Origin of the sequence: Jeotgalibaca arthritidis (assembly GCF_011100465.1) — a bacterium.
GTDB classification, from domain to species: Bacteria; Bacillota; Bacilli; order Lactobacillales; family Aerococcaceae; genus Jeotgalibaca; species Jeotgalibaca arthritidis.
Genome location: NZ_CP049740.1, coordinates 1,599,693 through 1,616,187 on the forward strand (window position 1 = coordinate 1,599,693; position 16,495 = coordinate 1,616,187).

14 protein-coding genes and 2 pseudogenes are annotated in these 16,495 nt (G+C 36.3%); 13 read left to right on the forward strand and 3 right to left on the reverse strand.

Annotated elements, in window-relative coordinates; genetic code table 11:
* The first annotated feature begins 8 nt into the window (after positions 1 to 8).
* The gene (locus G7057_RS08110; RefSeq protein WP_166162658.1) at positions 9 to 1,403 is read left to right on the forward strand and encodes a zinc ribbon domain-containing protein; all 1,395 of its coding nucleotides are present in this window, start codon (positions 9 to 11) and stop codon (positions 1,401 to 1,403) included.
* Positions 1,404 to 1,509: 106 nt separating this feature from the next.
* Here G7057_RS08110 and G7057_RS08115 read toward each other — a convergent pair whose 3' ends face one another.
* The 3 genes and pseudogenes from G7057_RS08115 to G7057_RS08125 form a co-directional block, all read right to left on the reverse strand.
* Positions 1,510 to 1,968 (reverse strand): hypothetical protein, encoded by a 459-nt coding sequence (locus G7057_RS08115; RefSeq protein ID WP_166162659.1) that lies wholly within the window; start codon positions 1,966 to 1,968, stop codon positions 1,510 to 1,512.
* 315 nt (positions 1,969 to 2,283) lie between these two features.
* Positions 2,284 to 3,430: pseudogene (locus tag G7057_RS08120) on the reverse strand (IS3 family transposase).
* A 300-nt stretch (positions 3,431 to 3,730) separates the two neighbouring features.
* A complete protein-coding gene (locus G7057_RS08125) occupies positions 3,731 to 3,961 on the reverse strand; it encodes a hypothetical protein (protein WP_166162660.1) in 231 nt (76 codons plus the stop codon).
* 57 nt (positions 3,962 to 4,018) lie between these two features.
* Here G7057_RS08125 and G7057_RS08130 point away from each other — a divergent pair, with 57 nt between their 5' ends.
* The 12 genes and pseudogenes from G7057_RS08130 to wecB all read left to right on the forward strand — a co-directional run bounded on the left by G7057_RS08130 (position 4,019) and on the right by wecB (position 16,494).
* On the forward strand, positions 4,019 to 4,849 hold the full coding sequence (locus tag G7057_RS08130; RefSeq protein WP_264372195.1) for a glycoside hydrolase family 88/105 protein: 831 nt from the start codon (positions 4,019 to 4,021) through the stop codon (positions 4,847 to 4,849).
* Positions 4,850 to 4,865: 16 nt separating this feature from the next.
* On the forward strand, positions 4,866 to 5,717 hold the full coding sequence (locus G7057_RS08135) for a GRP family sugar transporter (protein ID WP_166162661.1): 852 nt from the start codon (positions 4,866 to 4,868) through the stop codon (positions 5,715 to 5,717).
* 20 nt (positions 5,718 to 5,737) lie between these two features.
* On the forward strand, positions 5,738 to 8,359 hold the full coding sequence (locus G7057_RS08140) for an alpha-mannosidase (protein WP_166162662.1): 2,622 nt from the start codon (positions 5,738 to 5,740) through the stop codon (positions 8,357 to 8,359).
* Positions 8,360 to 8,372: 13 nt separating this feature from the next.
* Entirely contained in the window at positions 8,373 to 8,720 is a 348-nt protein-coding gene (locus G7057_RS08145; RefSeq protein ID WP_166162663.1) for a cupin domain-containing protein, read from the forward strand.
* Between the two features lie 273 nt (positions 8,721 to 8,993).
* A pseudogene (locus G7057_RS08150) lies at positions 8,994 to 9,284 on the forward strand (IS30 family transposase); the annotation flags it as partial.
* A gap of 268 nt (positions 9,285 to 9,552) precedes the next feature.
* Positions 9,553 to 10,203, forward strand: a complete 651-nt coding sequence (locus G7057_RS08155) for a sugar transferase (RefSeq protein WP_166162665.1) — start codon at positions 9,553 to 9,555, stop codon at positions 10,201 to 10,203.
* Positions 10,204 to 10,239: 36 nt separating this feature from the next.
* Positions 10,240 to 11,097, forward strand: a complete 858-nt coding sequence (locus G7057_RS08160) for an NAD-dependent epimerase/dehydratase family protein (RefSeq protein WP_166162666.1) — start codon at positions 10,240 to 10,242, stop codon at positions 11,095 to 11,097.
* A 23-nt stretch (positions 11,098 to 11,120) separates the two neighbouring features.
* Complete coding sequence (locus G7057_RS08165) at positions 11,121 to 11,891, forward strand: glycosyltransferase family 2 protein (protein WP_166162667.1); 771 nt, start codon at positions 11,121 to 11,123, stop codon at positions 11,889 to 11,891.
* An 80-nt stretch (positions 11,892 to 11,971) separates the two neighbouring features.
* The gene (locus G7057_RS08170; RefSeq protein WP_166162668.1) at positions 11,972 to 13,204 is read left to right on the forward strand and encodes a glycosyltransferase; all 1,233 of its coding nucleotides are present in this window, start codon (positions 11,972 to 11,974) and stop codon (positions 13,202 to 13,204) included.
* 3 nt (positions 13,205 to 13,207) lie between these two features.
* The gene (locus G7057_RS08175) at positions 13,208 to 14,227 is read left to right on the forward strand and encodes a polysaccharide biosynthesis protein (RefSeq protein WP_166162669.1); all 1,020 of its coding nucleotides are present in this window, start codon (positions 13,208 to 13,210) and stop codon (positions 14,225 to 14,227) included.
* Positions 14,227 to 15,336 carry a capsular polysaccharide biosynthesis protein CapF gene (locus G7057_RS08180; RefSeq protein WP_166162670.1) on the forward strand — a complete coding sequence of 370 codons (1,110 nt, stop codon included), beginning with the start codon at positions 14,227 to 14,229 and terminating at the stop codon, positions 15,334 to 15,336. The genes G7057_RS08175 and G7057_RS08180 overlap by 1 nt, the downstream gene beginning before the upstream one ends.
* 3 nt (positions 15,337 to 15,339) lie before the next feature.
* Positions 15,340 to 16,494, forward strand: coding sequence for a non-hydrolyzing UDP-N-acetylglucosamine 2-epimerase (wecB, locus tag G7057_RS08185; RefSeq protein WP_166162671.1), 1,155 nt, complete (start codon positions 15,340 to 15,342; stop codon positions 16,492 to 16,494).
* Position 16,495 lies beyond the last annotated feature (1 nt).

Consider the following 16,495-nt stretch of genomic DNA (forward strand, 5'->3'; position numbering starts at 1 on the left):
AATCTAAAATGAAATTTTGTCCAAACTGCGGAACTGAAAATAATAGCGAAACACGCTTTTGTAAAGAGTGTGGTCATGACTTTAATGGTAAGGTGAAAGAAGCCCCTCAGCAACGATCGGTTACCATTAGCAAACCTGAAATGAAGGCATTAACGAAGACCCAAAAAATGATTGCAGCTGTTGTTGCTGTCGTACTAGTAGCCTTATTCGGTGGCTATAAAATCGGCGAAAAAGCCTATAGTAAAGAGAATCAAGTCAACCATTATATCGAAATTTTAGCGTCTGCGGACGCAGAACGAATTGCTGATGCCCTTAAGACGAATGATCCAAACTTTAAAGTAACAGCTGAATCGCTGGCACCCTATGTTCGTTACCTTGAAGAGAATAAAAGCTATGTCAGTCAAATTAGTAGTGTACTACGACGAGGCAGCTTGTACACTGGCGGTGAAATCTATTTAGAGCAAAAGGGTAAGACCATGTTGTTTTTTGACAACTATGATCTGGTTATCAATCCAGTTTATTTCAACGTTGGTGTCAATGTTAAGGATGCTGTTATTAGTATCAATGGCGAGAACGTCGCAACTTCAACTGTGGAAGACTATACAACCGAAGTAGGGCCTTATGCCCCAGGTGTCTTTGAAGTGAATGCTACAGCTGAAATCAATGGTTACGAATTCGAGAATAAAACAAAAGAAACGATTCTATATAGCCACGAGTGGGATGCTTATCTTCATATTGAAGGGGTAGAATTCGAGGTATCAAGTAACCAAGATACTGCCGATGTTTATCTAGATGGCGAAAAGATTGGTAACTTAACAGATGGTTATGGTACATTTGGACCGGTATCTTGGTCAGAAGGGATGATATTAGAGTTAGGCATGGATTTCCCATCTGGTACCCTAAAATCAGAATCAGTGGAATTAAGTGATTATAATTATGATTATTATTACCTAAGCTTCCCCAATGACTTTAGTTACCAGACGGTTGTCGATGAGTTGTTTGGACCACTAACACGTAAAATTGTCTATATGTCTGAAGCAGACGAATCATCCTTAAAAGAAAAAGACAATGAGGATCTGGCTTCCTACTTAACTGGCGGAAAAGACAATGAATTATATACCCGTTTTACTGAATATGCCAAGGTATTTCGTGACAATGCCGATGCCAAATATTTGAGTTGGAACTTAGAAGTAACCGACGTCACACAAACAGATGTGAATTTATATACGGTTACAATGGACTTCGAGCTGACAACGACTTATTCCTATGATTCAAACCGAGATGATTTAGAAGAAGCCTATGAGTATACTTTTGTCATCGAATCGTTTGAAGACCCTGATTCATGGGATGGGATTGGATTCACATTGAGTGAAATAACTAGTAAGATTGATACCTTGAATTAATTTATAAAGTAAAAAAGAAGTAGAATCAGACCACTTCGTCTGTTTCTACTTCTTTTTGTATGCTTGTGGTCACCCTAATAAATGAGAAGCAATACTTAGTTAATGACTATTTTTTTTCGAAATATAGACCTAAATCTCTACCATCTGCAGAGTTTGAGATAAGGCTATAAATTTCAGTTTGCGCCGCTTCTAGCTTTTTTGCTTCGAAAAATGGAACAGAGATTACTTGTCTAGAACCAGATTTGTCGAATGTTAGAGTAGTAAGAATACCAGATCCAGAAATTCCTAATGATATTGCACCTAAAATAAGGCCACCAAAGAAAGACTCACCTAGCATTCCGAATGATACAAATAATAAAAATAGTCCAATTAAAATTGGTTTCATATTAAATGAGTTATCGATTTGAAGATTAGAAATGGTATGAACAGGTACAGAGTCTCTCTTCTTACCTAATGGGAAAATACCTAAAACAGTGTTTGGAATTTCTACGTTAACAAATCTGCTATCAATTTCAATTTTACCTTTTATCCAAAACATTAAAAGACTAGTTGAAAACACGAACATCTTAAAACCCCTTTTCAACAACTTTGTGAACAATCAAGGAGACCACTTCCAAAATGCACACAATGTTGTTATATTTTTATTAGGCTAAAAGTAGTCCCTTTTCCTATACCCCTAGGAAAAGGTTTTTTTGACTATAGGTTATAAATTTTAAGCTATATTGCTTAAAATTTATAATAAATTATTTGTTATGAAATGTCAACACTTATTTTGACAAATTTTATAAGGTGTATATAGAATTCTTGCACTTTGTTCCGATTGCCCTTGACAACGAGCCTCCATGGTCATGAATTTCAACGGCAGAAGCTCAATTGGGAATTACGCTGCCTCGCTTTCGCTATCATGACCATGCTCATTGTCAAGGGTTTGCTGCGCCAATCTCTGATAACGGATATGAATGGGTGTCTCGTAGCCAAGTGTACCGTGCAAACGAAGATGATTCCACCAATGTACGTAATCAAATAATTCTAGTTCTAATTCTTTCAAAGTCTCAAATTTTTTTGAATAAACAAATTCGATTTTGACGGATTTATACGTAGATTCTGCTACGGCATTATCATAAGGACAGCCTTTTTTACTAAGTGAACGTGTGATACCAAATGCTTGTAAAATCATTTCAATTGTTTGATTATCAAATTCTTTCCCACGATCCGTATGAAAAAGTTCTACTTCTGTTAATGGATAAGATATACGGCTGAAAGCTTTTTTTACTAGAGCCGCAGATTTATGCTCGCCACAAGAATAACCAATGATTTCACGATTGAACAAGTCTAATATCAAACAAATATAGTGCCATTTCTTTCCAACTCGTACATAGGTTAAATCCGTTACGATTGCTTCTAATGGATTTTTATGTGAAAACTCACGATTCAATAGATTTTTAACTGGCGCTTCATTACAAGAAGTCCCATGATGCTTATAGTAGGCCATCGTATAAGTAGACTTCAACCCACGATTCTTCATGATTCTGCCGATTTTACGCCGACTAACACGAATCCCTTGATTTTCTAGGCTCTTTTTTATTTTACGCGTACCATATAAAAGGTTTCGGTTACCGCCTCTTCAATTTCAGCTTCACTTTATTTTTTCTTTGGTTGATAGTAATATGTTTGGCGAGAAATCCCTAGACATTGACACATCGCTGATATAGAGTATTTGTGCTTGTTGGCATCAATTACTTGTCGTTTCGTCCGAATATCAGCGCCGCTTGCTTTAAAATATCATTCTCCATTTCTAACTGTTGATTTCTTTTTCGTAAAGCAGCTAATTCTTTTTGTTCAGGGGTTAGGTTGTCTTTTTCTTTGAATGATCCTGTTGTATTGGCTTGTTTGACCCATTTATCAAAAGCTGAGGGGGTTAATTCATATTCCCGAACGATTTCTGCTCGCGGTTTCCCAGCATTGTACAAGTCTACCATTTGTTGTTTAAATTCTTTTGAATAGGTTCTTCTTTGACGTTTTGACATAATTTTTCCTCCAGGTGTTTTCTCTTATTGTACACACCTTATTTTTTCTGTCTAATCCAGTGTAACCTATCCATTAATCAGTGATGTGACAATAGAACAAATTAAACTAAGAGCAATAAAATTCTAAAAATTAAGAAAGCATAACTAGAACACGATAAAAAATGACTGAGACTTAACTCAGTCATTTTTCTATGCAATCAATATAGTTTTGTGGAAGTTAAAAGCCAAAAATCACTTTCAACTCCCAATTTTAGCCTAAAAACGGAAGTTGCAAACGAAAAACAGCTTTCAACCTCCACCTTAGCCAGCCCACACCCCTGAAACCTCCTTTGCAAGCCAAAAACCATTTTCAAAAGCGGAAAACCTCACTAAACCCTCTCTTGCAAACCAAAATCCATTTGCAACAACCGAAAACACCCCTAAACCCTCCTTTGCAAACGAAAAAGAGCTTTCAACAACCAAAACTAACCTAGCAACCAACACTCCAATATCACTAGCAAGAAAAAACAGGTAAAAATAATCTCTCACCATGATTATATACGAGCCTGGGCAGATGAGGAGATTGAGAAAGGCCTTCCCATTGCCAATATCAATACAAACTGTCCGCTTTTAACGTTAATGGATTTTCCAGAATATGAAGACCTTTGCTTAGAACGTGTAGAAATGATTATGGAAAACTTTGACCGAACAAAGGAAGATGGCTTACAGCACAACACAACTGGAGCCACGAAAGACACCATCACGCCATATCCTGAGCTGATATGGGCGGATACCATTTTTATGACCGTTCTCTTTCTTGGCAAGATGGGTATCACGTACAACAAACAGGAATGGATTGAGGAAGCAATTTATCAAGTGTTGCTGCACGTCAAGTATTTGCTTGACCGAGAAACGGGACTGTTTTATCATGCCTGGGATTTTGATAAGAGTTCCAATTTTGGAGCCAACTTTTGGTGTCGCGGAAACAGCTGGTTAACGATGGGGTTACCGCTCTTTATTGAGATGATGAATGACAACTTGCCTCATCATACAAAAAAACACTTAGTTCATATCTATCAAAACCAAGTGGATGAACTATTAAAAATCAGAGATCCAGAAGAGTTGTTATGGCATACCGTTTTAGATGACCCAAGCTCTTACATAGAAGCATCAGGTTCAGCCGGTATATTGACTGGTATTTATATGGGGCTACGAGCAGGATTATTAAACGGAGATCATTATCGTCAAAGTTGCGACGATAGCATGGTTCAACTCATCAATTATATTAACGAACAAGGAACCGTTGAAGGGGTTTCTGCAGGAACAATTATCGGTCACAACAAGGAACACTATAAAAACATCATCATCAAACCTATGGCTTATGGCCAGGCAATGATGCTATGTGCATTAGTGCAATACTTGAACAGCCGTCATCTGTAGAAATAGGAACAAAATAATGACTATATTGATTGCACTTATCCCCATGATTGGGTGGGGACTCATGCCTGTAGTGGCTCGTAAAAATCAAAGTAACACTTATGAAACCATGTTAGGAACGACTTTCATTGTCCTCTTTATGACGACACTGTTATTTCTATGGAATGGTTATAGTTATAGTTTCTCAGTATTTAGTCTGTGTATGTTATCGGGTGTTTTTTGGGGCTTCGGACAACTTTTTCAGTTTGAAGCTCTAAATTATATGGCTGTTTCAGAGGCCATGCCTATCTCCAATGGCAGTCAGTTGCTGTTTACAACAATCACCTCAGGCTTACTCTTAAACGAGTGGCTAACAGTGACTCAAGCAATTCAATCCCTTTTATGTTTGGCGATCATTGTGGGTGGGATCTATCAGATTAACAAAGGAAATATGGAAAAAAAGACCGATTCGGTTATTAAAGCAACGCTTATGATTTTAGTTTCTTCCTTATCTTTAACACTCTATGTTTCGATTACCAATTACTTTGAAATTTCAGGGAGTTTAGTCTTCTTTCCACAAGCCTTAGGAATGACTGTGACGTCTGCTGTCATCGCTTTTAGTCAAAAAAAGGCGACCATACGAGCCCCATATGTTGTTAAGAATTGGCTGACAGGCATTTTATGGTTGATGGCTAATATCTCGATTTTCTATTCCATTCAGCTGATTGGTTTGGGATTGGCTTATTCTATTTCCCAACTTGCAGTCATTGTGTCCGTTGTGGGCGGGATTTTTATTTTAGGAGAGAAAAAAGACGGAGCGGAAGCTAGAAACCTTAAAATTGGCTCAATGCTGATGATTATTGGCATTATAGCCCTAGGATTGAATAAATAATCAACTGGTAGGTGGGGAAATTGGATTTAGATTATATTCAGATGTTACTCGAATTCTTAAAACAAAAAAAGTTTCAGCCCATAAAGAGACTAGAGCATTATCAAGTCGAAAAAGTTGGATACTATGATTGGCACCGAGCAATCGAAGGGCAAGATACCGATTTACGCCACGGAATAGGCGGAATAGATACTCATTATCAAGTTGGTTTTACAATAGATACTGATGGACTCTATCAAGTAGGAAGACCGCTGTGTTTGACGGTTACGACTGCGGATGAAGATATGTGGGATACGAGTAACCCGCAATTTATTGTAAGCGTTAATGGACATGTTATCCGTGCGCTTGATATGAATCATAACTATGTCTTACTTCCAGAAGAAACACAGCACATGGAGGTATCATTAAATGTTTATACCAATACGCCAAAAGAGGATGTTTTCATAGAAGCTGACTTAAGTTACCGCAATGACGCCATTTATCATCTGTACTATCAAGTCAAGGCCTTGCTCGAGGCAACGTTGGTGTCTGAGAGAGAGCGTCAATTTTCTTTTAAAGTTCAAGGAATCCTGAACCGTGTGATTGAAACGGTTGATTTGACTACTCAAGACTTAGACATCTTAACTCAGCAAGCCCAAACGGCATTGGATTTACTCGAAGAGTGGTATCAAACATTGGATCAAGATGAGGATGCGGTTATTGAGTACGTCGTCGGTCATACTCATATTGATATCAGTTGGTTTTGGACGTTGAAACAGACTCGAGAAAAAGTCGTCCGCAGCTTCTCCAACGCTGTTTATCTCATGGATCGCTATCCAGAGATGACATTTATGTCGTCTTCACCACTGCTCTACCGAATGTTAGAAGAGGAAGAGCCGGGATTATTTGAACGCGTTAGAGCATTTGTTCAAGACGGACGCTGGGAGACAGAAGGCAGTATGTTCGTTGAAAGTGATAGTAATTTACCAAATGGAGAGTCCTTAATCCGTCAGATTATGTTCGGAAAAAAATATTTCAAGCAGACCTTTAATAAAGATAATAATGTACTATGGTTACCCGATTGCTTTGGCTTCTCAGCCTCATTGCCTCAAATTATGAAGAAGAGCGGAATAGACTATTTCTTTACGTCTAAGATGGAATGGAACGACAGTAATCGCATCCCTAATGATACGTTTTATTGGAAAGGGATTGATGGTTCCGAAGTGTTAGCGCACCTTTTAACCACTTCAGACTATTCAGAAGATTCCTCAGTAGGAACCACCTATAACGGACGTTTGAATGCCTCTCAAACAAAAGGGACATGGACACGCTATAAAAATAAAAAACTCACCAATAAAGTCATTCAATTGTATGGATTCGGAGACGGTGGTGGTGGGCCGACAGAAGAAATGCTCGAGTACTCAGAAGTTTTTAAGCATGGCGTACCGAACATGCCGATTGTTCAGCATTCAACACCGTTAGAATTTTTTAAAGACATAGCTCATGACCTAGAAGACAAACACGTACCGAGATGGTCTGGTGAATTGTATCTCGAAACACATCGCGGCGTTCTGACCACTGATGGCCGTTTGAAAAAGCTGAATCGAGAAACAGCAACACTCTCACAATGGTCGAATGACAGTCATACCTTAGAAAATGATCACTATATCGTGTCATTTAACACTAAAGGCGAACTTAGTCGCTTATATGCCAAGACGTTACAGCGTGATATGGTGGCAGAAGGAGCGACTATGAATCAAATGGTACTCTATCCAGACTTGCCGAAAGAGTTTGATGCCTGGAATATTGATGCTCATTCACTGAACCACCCTAAAGTAGTTGAAACAGCCGCTCACATTAAACTCGTCAAGAACACACCGTTTAGAACAGTGGTTGAAGTCATCCGTGACATTAATCAGTCACAAATGACCCAGCGAATTATTTTTTATAAACATAGCACGCGAATTGATTTTGAAACCGAAGTCGATTGGCATGAAAAGCACCTGTTACTAAAAGCTAAATTTCCAACCCCGATCCATGTCGGTAAAGCAACCTATGACATTCAATTTGGAAATTACGAAAGACCAACCCATTTGAATACATCATGGGATCAGGCGCGCTTTGAAGTTTGTGCACAAAAGTGGGCTGATTTATCCGAACAATCATTTGGTTTGAGTCTTCTAAACAATGGCAAATATGGGCATGCTATCCAAGAAGAGACACTCTATCTCTCTTTATTGAGAGGAAGCCAGTATCCAGCGCCTGACGTGGATAAAGGTCGGCACCCATTTACCTATTCGTTATATCCCCATCAAGGGACGTTTCGAGAAAGTGATGTTTACAAAGAAGCCTATGATCTCAACTATCCAGCTATAATCCAAGCAGTTGCTGATAAGGAAAATGTAGAAGAAAGCTTGGTAACGATCGATTCAGACAACATTATCTGTGAAACGGTTAAGCGAGCAGAAACTCAACCCGAATCAATTGTGTTCCGATTCTATGAATCTGAAGGGAAAAGTACAGCGGCTAGCATTGAGTTGAAAATAGCCTATAAAAGCTGGCAGGATACAAATTTATTGGAAGAAGTCCTATCGGATATACAGTTGAATCCAATTCATTTGTCATTCAAACCGTATGAAATTAAGACAATTCTAGTCGCTTTATAGAGAGGAGAATCATATGAGTGAGTTCGTACATCAAGAAGACCATTTTTATCCTATTTCAGATTATTCCGAACGCGCTATCGCTGTATATAATGATGATTTGATGGCGGTCAAAGTTCGTTTTAACCAGCTAACGGATGATCGTAATATGCACCAGCATATGCATCAACAATTAACCTATGTTGTAAGAGGGTCTTTTAGATTTTATAAAGACGATGAAGAGATTGTGGTGAAAGTGGGGGACAGCTTATTATTTGAACCTCATGTACGGCATGGATGTATACCACTAGAAGTAAATTCAGAATTATTCGATATCTTTACACCTATGAGAGATGAGTTTTTGGATGTTACGAAATCTAATTGATCTAGCAAAAATAACGTTCTATTTGCATCAAATGCAGATGGAACGTTATTTTTTTATTTTCTGATGATGTTTTTGAACGAATAATGAACGTTTATTAACATGAAAACGATTTATTTTTATGATGAATTGTAATATTAAGTGCAATACCTTCGAGTCAAAATGAAAGAAGCTCACAACGACCTCGTGTAAAATGTTAGTTACCACATTCATTGAGTGTAAAACACGTTGGTATTTCGGTGTATTAATCCCAGATCGTTTCGCTAGATCAATGGAGATCGCGGGAAAGAATTTAGCTGTTACAACGTGCTTGAGCAAAATTTAAACACTCAAGTGTACTTTGTGTATATCTATTCTTCCTGGCAACGTGGCAGTAACGAAAACAGTAATGGTCTTTTACGTGAGTTCTTCCCGAAGAAAACACATTTTGACCACGTAACAGAAAAAGAGATGAAGGAAGCACTTCAACTCATTACTAACCGACCAAGAAAATGTCTTGGCTGGAAAACTGCATATGAGGCGTTTGAGGAAGAATTGTTGGACTTAATATTACAATCCATCAAATAGAAGAAATATAAAAGACTTCATCGTCCTCTCGCAAACTAATTTCTAATTCGAGATGATGTTGTTTATTTATTGTTAGATTAAAGATGTGAATATTTTATGAACACATCGTCGTGAAGAAAGCGGTTCATAAGTTCAGAGAGTCCAATAATAAAGATATGTTTTCATAAAATACATTTTAAGGTGCAATTTTAGCCAGTTAAATGGTACTATAATTGAGTGAATATAATAAATAAAAAACTATGAATTTATTGGCTGAGGTGGAGCAAAGATGTCTTATAAAGTAATAAAAAGAGTGCTTGATTTATTATTGGCTTTTTTAGCAGCAGTAATATTATCACCATTGTTTCTACTATTGATTATTGCAATTAAAATAGATACGCCAGGACCTATTTTGTTTAAGCAAAAAAGAGTAGGCATTAATAAAACGCACTTCAATATTTTGAAGTTTCGTACAATGAGAATTGATACACCAAAAGACACACCTACGCACTTATTATCGAATCCAGATCAATTCATTACCAAAGTCGGTAAATTTTTGAGAAAGACAAGTCTGGATGAACTTCCGCAAATCTTTAATATTCTTAGGGGAGAGATGTCCATTATTGGACCAAGACCTGCTTTATGGAATCAATATGACTTGATAGAAGAACGTGATAAATATGGTGCGAATGATGTGCCAGTAGGCCTTACTGGATGGGCGCAGATTAATGGTAGAGATGAACTTGAGATTGATGTGAAGGCAAGACTTGATGGAGAGTACGCTGAGAAGATTGGTCTTTTGATGGATGTCAGATGCTTCTTTGGTACGATTTTTAGTGTTCTTAGAAGTGATGGTGTTGTTGAAGGTGGGACTGGGGTTAAGGCGAAGTCTACTCAGCCATCAGATGGAGTAAATAAAACAGAGAAATCAAAAATCTGAAGTGTGTAATACAGCCCACTTGATTGAGGTGACAAAATGAAGAATATATTAATCACTGGAAAGAACAGTTACATAGGTACATCTCTAGAGAATTGGCTCATTAGAGAACCTGATAAATATAAAGTCGATACGATTGATATGAAAGATGGGTCATGGAAAGAGAAGGACTTCAGCTCATATGATGTTGTGTTTCATGTGGCTGGGATTGCTCACGTTTCATCTGATCCAAAGATGGAAGACCTCTACTATAAAGTGAATAGAGACCTAACTATTGAAACTGCTGAGAAGGCCAAGGCAGAAGGTGTGAAGCAGTTCATTTTTATGAGCAGCATTATTGTCTATGGCGATAGCAGCAGTAGCAAGCGAGTCATTGACAGAAATACAGTTCCGACTCCAAGTAACTTCTATGGGAACAGTAAGCTACAGGCTGAGGAAGGTATTCGTGGACTTGAGAGTGATGACTTTAAGATAGTGGTTCTTAGACCACCTATGATTTATGGAAAAGGGTCCAAAGGGAACTATCCTAGACTTGCTAACATGGCTAAGAAGATAGCGGTATTTCCTGACATCGATAATGAGCGCAGTATGCTTCATATAGATAATCTTTGTGAGTTCATTAAAATCATGATTGACCATGAAGAGACGGGGCTTTACTTCCCACAGAACAAAGAATATGTGAAGACTAGTGAGTTGGTAAAGACTATTGCTGAAGTACATGGGAAGAAGATATGGATGACTAGAATTTTTAACCCAGTTTTGAGATTGATGTTTGGTGTTGGGATAGTGAATAAGGTATTCGGCAATTTGGTTTATGAGAAGTCCATGAGTGACTACGATAAGGCGAATTACCGAATAAGAACATTTAAAGAATCTATTGAGTTAACGGAGAAATAATTGGGAAGGGTAGGTAAATTGAAATGGGGGAGAAGAACAATAAATCCAATCATTTAGTTTCTATAATTATTCCTGCTTACAATTGTGCAGAGTACATAGAGGAATGTATAGAAAGTGTTTTAAATCAGACATATCAGAACTGGGAAATGCTTATCGTTAATGATAAATCAACTGATAACACACAATTTATTGTAGAGTCTTATGCAAAGAGAGATCATAGAATCAAACTGTTTAACCAAAAAAAGAATGCAGGAGCTGCAGCTGCAAGAAATAAGGCGTTAGAATTATCGCAAGGTAGATTTGTTGCTTTTTTGGATTCTGATGATGCTTGGAAGCCAAACAAGTTAGAAAGACAGCTTGAATTTATGCTTGAGAACAAATATGGTTTTACTTTTACATCGTATGAAATTATGAGTGTTAAACCTTTAGATAAAAAGAAAATTTTTAGAGTGCCAGAGAAGATAAACTATAATCAGTATTTAAGGAATACAATTATTGGAAATCTAACAGTAATCATGGATAAAGAACTACTTGGTGAGATAAGAGTAGAAGTAGGATATTTAGAAGATGTATTGACTTGGATGAAATATTTAAGACAAGGCCATATTGCTTATGGTTTAGATGAGAACTTAGCAATGTATAGAGTCGCAGAAAATTCAGTGTCTAGTAATAAATTTAAGAATGCTAAGAGATATTTTTGGTGTTTAAGAGAAAAACAAAAGTTGTCATTAATAAAAAGTATATTTTGTCAGATAGGATATATGTTTAATGCTACCAAAAAAAGGTTGTTATAGATGATTTTAGACTAATGATAGAGGGAATATTTTAAGGTTTTAAGAAGTATATTATTTGAATGAGATTTGGAGTGTAGCTAATGGATGTTTTGTTTTTAGGTGGAGTTTTTGATAACACAATGGAAAAAGAGATTCTTAAAAAATCAAAAGGTACAGTACACTATGCTGCTAATAAACTTCAGTGGAATCTTATTGAGGGTTTACTTGCAATAAACAACTTGAATCTTGAGATATTATCAGCACCTTTTATCGGCACTTTCCCTAAAGAGTATGAAGATATTCAATATAAAGGACAGAAATCTATTTATAAAAATGTAGTTGAGAGTAATTATGTTGGTTTTAATAATACATGGGGATATAGGAGTGTCTCTAGGAAAAACAATTTAATTAAAGGCATTAAAAGCTTTGCTATTACAAAAGGTGATAATAAGGTAATCATTGTTTATTCTCCTCATACTCCATTTTTACAAGCAGCAGTTTATGCAAAAAAAATTGATCCAACTATACACATATGTTTAGTTGTTCCAGACTTACCTCAATTCATGAATCTGAATGACAAACGAACTTTAATTTACGATAGATTAAAGAAAATCGATATAGATATTTTTGAAAAGAATTCGAAATTTGTAGACTCCTTTGTCTTGTTAACAGAGCCGATGAAAAATATGTTAAACGTAGGAGAAAGGCCATATGTTGTTGTTGAAGGTGCTGTTAAGATAGAAAACAATAACAATGAAGAGGAAAATGATGATTTTCAAAGCACAGATAATATGACTGTGGTTTATACAGGCACACTAAATAAGAAATTCGGTGTAGTAAGTCTAGTTGAAGCCTTTCACAATACGAGTATCAAAAATACTCATCTCAAAATATGTGGCAGAGGAGATTCAGAAGAAATTATTAAGAGTTATGCAGCTAAAGATGAAAGGATTGTTTTTTTAGGTCAATTACCAAATACAGAAGCGGTCAAGCTTCAAAAAAGAGCAACTGTACTTGTAAACCCTAGACAGAACAATGAAGAGTTTACTAAATACTCATTCCCATCAAAAAATATGGAGTATCTATTAACGGGTAGGCCTGTAATCGCATATAAATTAGATGGTATACCTGACGAATATGATAATTACTTTCACTATGTTGAAGATGATTCGATAGATAGTTTTACCAATAAAATTGAAGAAATTTTGTTAATGGATGAAAAAAACCGAAGTGACTTTGGAAACAGAGCTAGATCTTATGTATTGAATGAGAAAAACAACATATCTGCAAGCAAAAAAATAATAGATATGATTCAAAAGAGTAGGAGTAGATAGAGAATGTTTAAAAATAAAACTTTATTAATAACAGGTGGAACGGGATCTTTTGGAAATGCAGTTATGAAAAGATTCTTAGATACAGATATAAAAGAAATCCGTATTTTTTCTCGTGATGAGAAGAAACAAGATGATATGAGAAAACTCTATAAAAACGACAAATTAAAATTTTATATAGGCGATGTTAGAGATCTTTCAAGTGTTAAGAATGCGATGCATGGAGTTGACTATATCTTTCACGCAGCTGCTCTTAAACAAGTACCTTCTTGTGAGTTTTTTCCTCTTGAAGCTGTTAAGACCAATGTGCTTGGTACAGATAATGTACTAACAGGTGCAATCGAAATGGGAGTTAAAAAAGTCATTTGCCTATCTACTGATAAAGCTGCCTACCCAATAAATGCAATGGGTATTTCCAAAGCTATGATGGAGAAAGTATTTGTTGCAAAAGCAAAGACCGTTGATCCTGACAGAACACTGATCTGCGGAACGAGATATGGCAATGTAATGGCTTCAAGAGGGTCAGTAATTCCGTTGTTTATTGATCAGATTAAAAATGGACAACCACTAACGGTTACAGATCCGAATATGACAAGGTTTCTAATGAGTCTCGAAGAGGCAGTTGAGCTTGTTGTATTTGCTTTCCAAAATGCTGAAGCTGGGGACATCATGGTTCAAAAGTCACCTGCGTCTACAGTAGGAGATTTAGCTCAAGCTATCAAAGAGCTTTTCAAAGCAGATAATGAGATCAAAGTCATTGGAACTCGTCACGGAGAGAAGCTTTACGAAACCCTTCTTACAAAAGAAGAACACGTGGTAGCAAAAGATATGGGTGGATTTTATAGAGTACCTGCTGATAAGAGAGACTTAAACTATGACAAGTACTTCGTTGAAGGAGATCAAAAACTTTCTTCAGAAGAAGAATATAATTCACACAACACAGAAAGGCTTAACATAGAACAGATTAAAGAAAAGTTATTACAACTTGATTATGTTAGAGAAGAACTAGAAAGTTGGGATAAATAATGAAAGCATTAGTAACTGGAGCTAAGGGCTTTATAGGAAAAAACTTAATAGCAGAACTAAAGAATAGAAAGTACGATGATATTCTTGAGTTCGATAGAGATACAAATCCTAATTTATTAGACGATTACTGTAAAGAGGCTGACTTTGTATTCCATCTTGCAGGGGTAAACCGCCCAAAAGAACAATCGGAATTCATGGAAGGAAATTTAGGTTTCACATCCGATTTATTAAACTCTCTTAAAAAGCACAAAAATACCTGCCCTGTAATGATTTCATCATCTATTCAAGCTGAGTTTGATAATCCTTATGGTGAAAGTAAAAAAGCTGGGGAAGACCTTCTGTTTTCTTATAGCGAAGAAACAGGTGCAAAGGTATTAGTTTATAGGTTTTCTAATGTGTTTGGAAAATGGTGTAAACCTAATTACAATAGTGCGGTTGCTACTTTTTGTAACAATGTAGCACATGATCTACCTATTCAAGTGAACGATCCAAGTGTAGTAATGAATCTTGTTTATATAGATGATGTAGTAAATGAGCTTATTGATGCTTTGGAAGGTAAAGAAAATAAAGCCGGAGAGTTCTGTGAAGTATCCGTTGTACACACAGTTACTCTAGGAGAAATTGTCGATTTAATTTATTCCTTCAAGAAAAGTAGAGAAGATAGATCTGTTCCAAATATGGAAGATAAATTTACTAAAAAGTTATATAGCACTTATTTAAGCTACTTACCAGAAGATAAATTTAGTTATGGGCTAAAAATGAAGGTAGATCAGAGAGGGTCTTTTACAGAGTTTATAAAAACCCCAGATAGAGGACAGGTATCAGTAAATATATCAAAACCAGGAATTACAAAAGGTAATCATTGGCACCACACAAAAAATGAAAAATTCTTAGTAGTTAGTGGTAAAGGGGTTATTCGCTTTAGGAAAATAGATTCAGAAGAAATAATAGAGTACTTTGTAAGTGGAGATAAAATGGAAGTCGTAGACATACCTACAGGGTATACACATAATATTGAAAATTTAGGTGATACAGATATGGTTACAGTAATGTGGGCCAATGAAGCTTTTGACCCTGAAAAACCAGACACTTACTTTTTGGGGGTATAACTGATGAAAAAATTAAAAGTTATGACAGTTGTAGGCACTAGACCAGAAATTATAAGACTGTCAGCTGTTATCAATAAATTAGATGAATCAGAAGCGATTGAACATGTTCTTGTTCATACAGGTCAGAACTATGATTATGAACTTAATGAAGTGTTTTTTAGTGATTTTAAACTAAAGAAACCAGACTATTTTTTAAATGCTGCTACAGGAACAGCAGTAGAGACAATTGGAAATATTCTGGTGAAGATTGATCCTATCCTTGAAGAAGTTAAGCCTGATGCATTCTTAGTGCTCGGAGATACAAATAGCTGCTTATGTGCGATAGCAGCTAAGAGAAAGCATATTCCAATTTTCCATATGGAAGCTGGAAATAGATGCTTTGATCAGAGGGTTCCAGAAGAGACGAACAGAAAGATTGTAGATCATACTGCAGATATTAACTTAACATATAGTGATATTGCTAGAGAATATCTTTTAAGAGAAGGTCTTCCTGCAGATAGAGTAATTAAAACAGGTAGCCCTATGTTTGAGGTCCTTAATTCAAGAAAAGATGATATCGAGAAATCAGATGTACTTGAAAGATTAGGGCTTAAAAAAGGCAAATACTTTGTAGTGTCTGCTCACAGGGAAGAAAACATTAATTCAGAAGAAAACTTTATGGATTTAGTAGACACATTAAATACAATTGCTGAAAAATATCAAATGCCATTAATAGTGAGTACACATCCAAGAACAAGAAGAATGATTGAAGCTAAAGGAATTGATTTTAATCCATTGGTAAAGACGATGAAACCTCTTGGGTTTAATGACTATGTAAAACTTCAGAAGTATGCTAAGGCTGTTTTAAGTGATAGCGGGACAATTAGTGAAGAATCATCAATTCTTGGGTTTAAGGCACTGAATATCAGACAAGCTCATGAGCGACCTGAGGCTATGGAAGAAGCATCAGTTATGATGGTAGGACTTAAGAAAGATAGAATTCTTCAGGGGCTAGAAGTATTAGAGACACAAGATAAAGATACTTTGAGATTAGTTGGAGATTATAGCATGCCAAATGTATCTGATAAGGTAGTGAGAATTATTTTATCTTATACAGATTATGTAAATAGAGTGGTTTGGGGGATTAGATTGATAAACACTAGAGAAGGGATTAAATGAT

What these genes read in the sequence shown, in the direction of transcription:
- G7057_RS08110 (WP_166162658.1), top strand. Translation starts at nt 9, where the DNA reads ATGAAATTTTGTCCAAACTGCGGAACTGAAAATAATAGCGAAACACGC.
- G7057_RS08115 (WP_166162659.1), bottom strand. Translation starts at nt 1,968, where the DNA reads ATGTTCGTGTTTTCAACTAGTCTTTTAATGTTTTGGATAAAAGGTAAA.
- G7057_RS08125 (WP_166162660.1), bottom strand. Translation starts at nt 3,961, where the DNA reads ATGGTGAGAGATTATTTTTACCTGTTTTTTCTTGCTAGTGATATTGGA.
- G7057_RS08135 (WP_166162661.1), top strand. Translation starts at nt 4,866, where the DNA reads ATGACTATATTGATTGCACTTATCCCCATGATTGGGTGGGGACTCATG.
- G7057_RS08145 (WP_166162663.1), top strand. Translation starts at nt 8,373, where the DNA reads ATGAGTGAGTTCGTACATCAAGAAGACCATTTTTATCCTATTTCAGAT.
- G7057_RS08155 (WP_166162665.1), top strand. Translation starts at nt 9,553, where the DNA reads ATGTCTTATAAAGTAATAAAAAGAGTGCTTGATTTATTATTGGCTTTT.
- G7057_RS08160 (WP_166162666.1), top strand. Translation starts at nt 10,240, where the DNA reads ATGAAGAATATATTAATCACTGGAAAGAACAGTTACATAGGTACATCT.
- G7057_RS08165 (WP_166162667.1), top strand. Translation starts at nt 11,121, where the DNA reads ATGGGGGAGAAGAACAATAAATCCAATCATTTAGTTTCTATAATTATT.
- G7057_RS08170 (WP_166162668.1), top strand. Translation starts at nt 11,972, where the DNA reads ATGGATGTTTTGTTTTTAGGTGGAGTTTTTGATAACACAATGGAAAAA.
- G7057_RS08175 (WP_166162669.1), top strand. Translation starts at nt 13,208, where the DNA reads ATGTTTAAAAATAAAACTTTATTAATAACAGGTGGAACGGGATCTTTT.
- G7057_RS08180 (WP_166162670.1), top strand. Translation starts at nt 14,227, where the DNA reads ATGAAAGCATTAGTAACTGGAGCTAAGGGCTTTATAGGAAAAAACTTA.
- wecB (WP_166162671.1), top strand. Translation starts at nt 15,340, where the DNA reads ATGAAAAAATTAAAAGTTATGACAGTTGTAGGCACTAGACCAGAAATT.